This window comes from Clostridiaceae bacterium, assembly GCA_012840395.1.
Taxonomy (GTDB): Bacteria; Bacillota; Clostridia; order Acetivibrionales; family DULL01; genus DULL01.
Genome location: DULL01000026.1, coordinates 1 through 5,272, shown reverse-complemented (window position 1 = coordinate 5,272; position 5,272 = coordinate 1). Strand labels below are relative to the sequence as shown.

The 5,272-nt window shown below is 37.9% G+C and carries 6 protein-coding genes; 3 read left to right on the top strand and 3 right to left on the bottom strand.

All coding sequences use genetic code 11. From position 1 onward, the window contains the following. Positions 1 to 345: 345 nt before the first annotated feature. Positions 346 to 990 carry an endonuclease III gene (gene nth / locus GXX20_03050; GenBank protein ID HHW30643.1) on the bottom strand — a complete coding sequence of 215 codons (645 nt, stop codon included), beginning with the start codon at positions 988 to 990 and terminating at the stop codon, positions 346 to 348. A 50-nt stretch (positions 991 to 1,040) separates the two neighbouring features. Beyond that, positions 1,041 to 2,252: a CapA family protein gene (locus tag GXX20_03045; GenBank protein HHW30642.1), complete on the bottom strand. Its 1,212-nt coding sequence runs from the start codon at positions 2,250 to 2,252 to the stop codon at positions 1,041 to 1,043. A gap of 228 nt (positions 2,253 to 2,480) precedes the next feature. Between GXX20_03045 and GXX20_03040 the strand changes: the two genes are divergently transcribed. From GXX20_03040 to GXX20_03030, 3 genes are read left to right on the top strand one after another with little or no spacing between them, the layout of a single operon-like run. Next, complete coding sequence (locus GXX20_03040; protein HHW30641.1) at positions 2,481 to 2,852, top strand: GntR family transcriptional regulator; 372 nt, start codon at positions 2,481 to 2,483, stop codon at positions 2,850 to 2,852. Beyond that, positions 2,849 to 3,550, top strand: coding sequence for an ABC transporter ATP-binding protein (locus GXX20_03035; GenBank protein HHW30640.1), 702 nt, complete (start codon positions 2,849 to 2,851; stop codon positions 3,548 to 3,550). The genes GXX20_03040 and GXX20_03035 overlap by 4 nt, the downstream gene beginning before the upstream one ends. Beyond that, positions 3,544 to 4,350, top strand: a complete 807-nt coding sequence (locus GXX20_03030; protein ID HHW30639.1) for an ABC transporter permease — start codon at positions 3,544 to 3,546, stop codon at positions 4,348 to 4,350. Before GXX20_03035 ends, GXX20_03030 begins: the two co-directional genes overlap by 7 nt. Before the next feature lie 127 nt (positions 4,351 to 4,477). Here the strand turns inward: GXX20_03030 and GXX20_03025 are convergent. Beyond that, a partial coding sequence (locus GXX20_03025) for an S-layer homology domain-containing protein (protein HHW30638.1) occupies positions 4,478 to 5,272 on the bottom strand: 795 nt, incomplete at its 5' end.

Genomic DNA, 5,272 nt, shown 5'->3' with positions numbered 1-5,272 from the left:
TGAGGTGTGCTCCCTCAAAACTTTCTCCCTTTTTCTCCACTTTATTCTGCTGTCAAGGATCAACTTACCAATTTGTTACACTTTTGTAATCTCAAATCGTTGTTTTCATAACTCTTTTGACACTACCATTTGTTTATAAAAGATGATCTAATGTACAGAATCAGCTACTTTGCTCCCCTGGATAAATTAAAAAAAATTACGAAATATTCCGGAGTATAGTCAAATACTTTAAAACTTACAAATACTCAAATATTAAGAATTATTAATACTTTTATTTCAAATTTATAATAAATTAATATATTAAAGTTTGCTGAGAATGTTAATACATAGTAATGTTAAGACTTATTACATATTAGTATTATTATTGGTATAGTAATCACATAAATAATTAATGGCACAACGGCTGCATTTTGGGGTTCTGGCGTTACACACCGCCCTTCCATGGTAAACAAGTTGATTGGAGAATTTGGTCCAGATTTCCTTAGGTAAAATATCCATAAGATCAAACTCTATTTTTTCCGGTTGAGCATTTTTTGATAATCCTATTCTGTTGGACAATCTTTTTGCATGAGTATCTACTATAACTCCCGGAATACCGAACACATTTCCCAAAACCACATTGGCTGTTTTCCTTCCCACTCCGGGTAGCTTAAGCATTTCCTCCATATTCTGAGGTATCTTGCCACCAAATTTATCTATTATCATATTGCAGCATGCAATAATATTCCTGGCTTTATTCCGATAAAATCCGGTTGATTTTATATCTTCCTCAAGCTCATTTACATCGGCTTTTGCAAAATCATATACGTCTTTATATTTTTTGAATAAAGTTGCGGTTACAATATTAACCCTTTCATCTGTGCACTGGGCAGCCAGCTGAGTAGATATTAAAAGCTGAATGGGATCTTCATAATTCAGGGTACAGCCTGCTTCCGGGTATAATTTATCAAATATTTTGCTTATTTCTATGGCTCTTTCTTTTAATGTCATATGTGTCTCCTTCTTAATATCTCTTTCTCTGCAGTAAAAAGTCATAGCAGTTATAAGTCGTATTCTCTGCAGATAACATTCTGTCCGGCTTTGCGTCCGGTAACGCGTTCATATACAGCACTGACCTCAGCTATAAGGGTTGCCTTCTCAGTCCCGTCTGTCAGTGTTGCATAAAGTTCGTCCACAGGAACTACTGTCAATGGTGTATGGGTATCCTCCACAATTTTTAATATGGAAAAAGTGGTTTTTACAAGCTGTTTATTCTCTACATACACATGGGCGGCAAGTCCATACTGGGGCAAGGTTTCTGCAACTGAATAGATTGAACATGGAGACATGCTAACATTACCGAGACAATAAAAGCAGGGAACATTGTTTTGTATCTCTGCCTTCTGCGTGGTGTGGGAATGGGCAGCAAAGATTCCGTCAAAACCTAGTTTTCTGCACCAATCGATAATATAAACTGAAAAACGCCCTGGTTTAGTGTTAAATTGGCCGCCGATATGCGGAAAGAAAAATACAAGATCTGCATGATTACGTGCTTCACGGTAGTCTGCTTCGACTTTTTCTAAATATATAGCAGAATCCTCCGGATCAAAAATATCGTCTGCATAAGGAACAGGAACCTTCATAGCGAGCTTTAAGCGAAGTGTTTCCTCCCAGTTAAGTGTTCTTCCGGCAAACTCTTCCACCAGCTTTCGGGTAGCCAGAAAGGTTTCCGGCAACGGTGCTGACATGCCAGGAGCATTGTAGTGTCGCAGATAGTTTATACAATTTTCCTGTTCACCATCCGGTGCAACACCATTGATGGCGTAATTGGTGCCGTATGTATAGGAAATTGCAGCCAGAGTGGTGTTACCTAGGGTGAAATAATGGATTCTATCCTTTGTACCGCTTTTCGCATACGTACCGGTATGGGCAAGACCGATTCTATCCAGTGTAGTCAATGTACGTTCCAGACCTTCAAATCCACGGTCAAGGCAGTGATTGTTTGCAGTAGTTACCATGTCCAGACCTGCATCCTTCATGGCTTCAGCCAAAGCATCCGGGGTATTAAATGAAACAAGGCTGTTTGTATAGCCTGCTTCTTCACCGGCAAACGGGGTTTCCAGATTGCCAATGACATAGTCCGCTTCGGAAAGCAGCCCTTTCAGTGGCTGAAAAACAAAATGGTAATCATAACCGGTTTCAGTTTTTGCCTGCTGCAACAGGGAAGGTTCTGACATAATGTCACCAAGTATTGTAATTTTATACCGTTTCATGAGAACTCCTTCTTTGTTCAATTATTATGCTATATTCAATTTTTCTATATGTATTATATTTAATAGTTTAACTGTTCAAAATATTATATTCAAGTGTATAGTTTAACTCCCATACTCTCCAGCTAATAATTTGCAACTTCGCTATTGACAAAAAATAAATTCTCTTGTATTATTGTATTAAGTTATTAATACAATAATACAATTTTTTTTATACAGGGAGGTTGTTAAATGCCTTGGGATTTAAAATCTGACAGGCCAATCTACGCACAGTTAATTGAGCAGATAGAGATAAAAATATGTTCAGGTATCTATCCCCTTGGCTCAAAATTGCCATCAGTTCGAGACCTCGCACAGGAGGCTTCTGTAAATCCCAACACGATGCAGAGAGCTCTTGCAATGCTTGAAGAAAACGGACTGTTGTATACAAGCCGTACAAGCGGAAGATTCGTAACTGATGATGTAAATGTGGTTAACCAAACAAAAAACAGACTGGCCAAGGAGCATGCGCAGGTTTTTTTATCAAAAATGACAGAATTAGGATTAGACTATGAAGAAATATTATCTATTTTAGCAATTGTAAAGGAGGAATTAGAGAAATGACAAATACCTTATTGGAATGCAGAAACCTAACCAAAAATTTTGGACCAAAAGTAGCTTTGGATAACGTTACCCTTTCTATTCCCAGCGGTAGAATTGTTGGACTTTTAGGTCCTAACGCAAGCGGTAAAACTACATTTATCAAATTATGTAATGACCTTCTTACTCCCACTAGTGGTGAAATACTGATAAGAGGCAATAAACCCGGCGTTGAAACTAAAAAAATAGTCTCTTATCTCCCGGAAAAAAACTATTTAAATGACTGGATGAGAGTATCTGATATTATAGAATTTTTTTCAGATTTTTACGCCGACTTTAATACTGAAAAGGCCTACGACATGTTGAAAACTCTTAACATAAGTCCAAAAGGCAGACTTAAAACCTTATCCAAGGGAACAAAAGAAAAGGTGCAGCTTATTTTGGTCATGAGCCGTGAAGCACAGCTTTATTTACTGGATGAGCCCATTGGAGGCGTTGATCCTGCAGCGAGGGATTATATCCTTGATACTATTATCAGGAATTATAGTGAGAATTCAACGATTATTTTATCCACACATCTGATATACGATATTGAGAAAATTCTGGATGATGTAATATTCCTTAAAGAAGGAAAAATTATCCTTTATAAAACTGTTGACGAAATACGCGAAGAACATGGAAAATCTGTTGACTCTTTATTCAGGGAGGTATTCAAATGTTAAAAAAACTATTAAAACATGAAATCAAAGCAACTTCAAGGTTGTTTTTGCCCTTATACTTAGCTTTATTAATATTTGCATTTATCAACAGGTTTCTTAACCCTATGATGCAAGTTAACACATCAGATACGTCAGTCAGTGTCAGTATAAATGCACATGAAATGTTAAGCGCTTTCAGTGTTATGATTTATATAGCACTTATCATAGGTACTTTTGTTATGACATTGGTTATAACTGTGCAAAGATTTTATAGGAATCTATTGGGCGAAGAAGGATATTTAATGTTTACACTGCCTGTAAAAACATGGATGCATATTGTAAGTAAGCTGCTCGTTTCCATGATCTGGGTATTTTCAAGCTTTCTTACAACTTTTTGTTCCATTCTAATATTGATTCACGATAAAGGTATAATAGAGCAAATATTTCAAATACTGAATGCTCTTAAAGATTTCCTCGGCTACGGCACAGTTATTTTAATACCTCTTCTAATATTAATATGGGTAGCAGCTAATATAAGTATGATATACTCTGCCATATCCCTGGGACAACTTTTTGAAAGCCATAAACTAATTATTTCCTTCGGAATGTATTGCGCCCTTTATTTTGTTTTTCAAGGAATAAGTGCTTTGTTTATTCTCCTTTTTAGAAATACACTGTTTGCCTCCTTTTTCTCATTATCTGTACCTACGCCACAGGACATAAAAACTCTATTATTATCCTTTAGCCTGCTATTAACTATATTCGCATCGGTAAACTTTACTATAACCAATCTGATTTTAAAGAAAAGACTGAACCTTGATTAGGAAGAAAGCACCGGGAGCTTTTAAATATAAGTCGAGTAGCCGGGGCCTTGCGGCCCCAGGCTCTCACAGATCTGTACATGCGTTATTTATGCAATAAATGGTTTGATGAATCTTGTTCAGGTTGAATTTACTTCATCATGCTTTTCATAAGAACAGCCAGCATCTTTGCTGCTTCAGCGCGGTCTGCATTGTCCGATGACGCAAATACTATCCGGTCTCCTGACGGCCTGCCGTTTATTATGCCTGCCCTCTGTACCTTCTCCACTGCTTCCCTTGCATAGGAGCTTATCTTGTCACTGTCCGCAAATTCAATTGCTTCTACTGCCTCGGGCAGTGTATAGTTTTGTACTGACGCAAACCTGCTTATCATTAATGCTATCTGCTCTCTTGATATATAATCGTCAGGTCCAAACAAGCCGTTGCCATATCCTTTCACTATGCCATTCTCCGTTGCCCAGGCTACATATGGCGCATACCAGGCATTTTCATCCATATCCTGGAAGGCTGATGTCCTATAACTAGCCGGGTCTATTCCTGCTATCCCTGCCAGTATCTTGGTGAATTCCGCCCTGGTTATGTTGTTGCCTGGCAGGTACCTTCCTGTACCATCTCCGTTTATTATATTCCTTGCAGACAGGTAGGTTATATAATCTTTTGCCCAGCTTCCTTCTGTGTCTGTGAACTCTACCTTGTTATACCCTACCGCATACCTGGAGAAATGGCTTAGTTTAAAGGTCAATGCGCCTGTTTCCGCATCATATATACAGTCAGTTATTAATACCAGCTCGCCTTCACCGGTTATATGGTATATTACAATTGCATTCAGGTCCTCTCCCGCCTTAGGAGTATATGGAATGCTTATTGTCGCGGTTCCTCCGCCTAAATCGGATATTACTTTATCTCCTGAAGTAATTGTGAAATC